The organism is Emticicia sp. (assembly GCF_049241225.1).
In the GTDB taxonomy this organism is placed as follows: domain Bacteria; phylum Bacteroidota; class Bacteroidia; order Cytophagales; family Spirosomataceae; genus Emticicia.
This window is the reverse complement of the sequence record NZ_JBMLRC010000074.1, coordinates 1-1334: the sequence shown is the minus strand read 5'-3', so window position 1 is coordinate 1334 and position 1334 is coordinate 1. Positions and strand designations below refer to the sequence as shown.

Sequence of the window (1334 nt, the reverse complement as noted above, 5' to 3'; positions counted from 1 at the left end):
TTTGTGACCGCGTAGGGATTCAAAGAAAACGTTTCCCGCCCCAAACCTTCTCATCTGCAAGTTTTGAATAAAAAAAGGAGAACAGCGTTTGCTATTCTCCTTTGTGACCGCGTAGGGATTCAAACCCCAAACCTTCTCATCCGTAGTGAGACGCTCTATTCAGTTGAGCTACGCAGCCATTACTTTAATGACTATGTTTTATTTCCGAGAGTCTAAAACTCTAATTTAGTGACCGCGTAGGGATTCAAACCCCAAACCTTCTCATCCGTAGTGAGACGCTCTATTCAGTTGAGCTACGCAGCCTTTGTATTTACTCTTTTCCCTTTTGGGACTGCAAAAGTACGACTAAAAAATACTTTTGTCAAGCCTTTTATTATTTTTTTAATGAATTTATTTCGTCTAAATCAAGGTTCTTGAAATAGTCATATAATTTCAAGATAATTGCCAGTGCTACGGTTATTTCGGCGGCAGCCACAACCATTATAAAAAGCACAAACATTTGTCCTTGTAGGCGATTTGGGTCGTATTGGCTAAATGCAACCAGATTCAAATTTACTGCATTGAGCATCAACTCAATTCCCATCAGAATCAGAATTGCGTTGCGTTTAGTTACGGCAATGGCCAATCCAATCGAAAACAACAAGGCACTAATAACAAGATAATTTTGTATGGCTATCATCTAATTAAGCTTTCTCTTTTTTTGCAATATACACTGCCCCAATTAGAGCAGCCAATAAAAAAATGCCAATAACCTCAAACGCAAAAATATAGTCAGTCATGAGATTTACCCCAATCTGTTGAACACTACTGCTATTGTGAATTTGTTTGCCAATGATATGGAAGTTGGCTTCAAAGATGATTTTCAAGAAACCTAAAAACAATAAAACGGCTACTAAAACTGCCCAAAAACGATTATGATGCCCAACCTCAATTTTGTTTGGCTGTAAATTGGTGCGTTGAAAGTTCTTATTGTTGGTAAGCATGATACCGAAAATCAATAGTATCAGAATTCCGCCTACGTAAATCATAATTTGACTAACTGCCAGAAAATCAGCTCCGGCAAAAACAAAAAGTCCTGCTATCCCCAAGAGGGTAAGTAACAAACTAAATGCCGCATAAAGTACATTTTTCGTGAAGAGTAAGTACAATGCACCGCCAACTGTGATTACTGCAAAAGCAGCAAACGCAATTTGCTTGATAAGCGTGTAGTCGAGGTTTTTTAATAATTCGTCTAACAATTTAGTCGTTATTTTTAGGTGTTATTTTCATTGTTGGTCTAAAAACAGGTTTAGGCTTTGGCGTTTCGGCCGTTGCTTCCTCTTCCTCTGCTTTTA

Annotated in this window: 2 protein-coding genes and 2 tRNA genes; all 4 read right to left on the bottom strand. The window is 38.0% G+C overall.

The annotated features are described in order from the left end of the window. Nucleotides 1-104 precede the first annotated feature (104 nt). Nucleotides 105-178 (bottom strand) — tRNA-Arg (locus ACOVO2_RS04690). Between the two features lie 51 nt (nt 179-229). Then, nucleotides 230-303: transfer RNA gene (locus tag ACOVO2_RS04685), tRNA-Arg, on the bottom strand. Between the two features lie 70 nt (nt 304-373). Continuing rightward, nucleotides 374-679, bottom strand: coding sequence for an NADH-quinone oxidoreductase subunit NuoK (gene nuoK, locus ACOVO2_RS04680; RefSeq protein ID WP_188768448.1), 306 nt, complete (start codon nt 677-679; stop codon nt 374-376). Nucleotides 680-683: 4 nt separating this feature from the next. Then, nucleotides 684-1238: an NADH-quinone oxidoreductase subunit J gene (locus ACOVO2_RS04675; RefSeq protein WP_421768846.1), complete on the bottom strand. Its 555-nt coding sequence runs from the start codon at nt 1236-1238 to the stop codon at nt 684-686. Nucleotides 1239-1334: the final 96 nt, after the last annotated feature.

What these genes read in the sequence shown, in the direction of transcription:
- nuoK (WP_188768448.1), bottom strand. Translation starts at nt 679, where the DNA reads ATGATAGCCATACAAAATTATCTTGTTATTAGTGCCTTGTTGTTTTCG.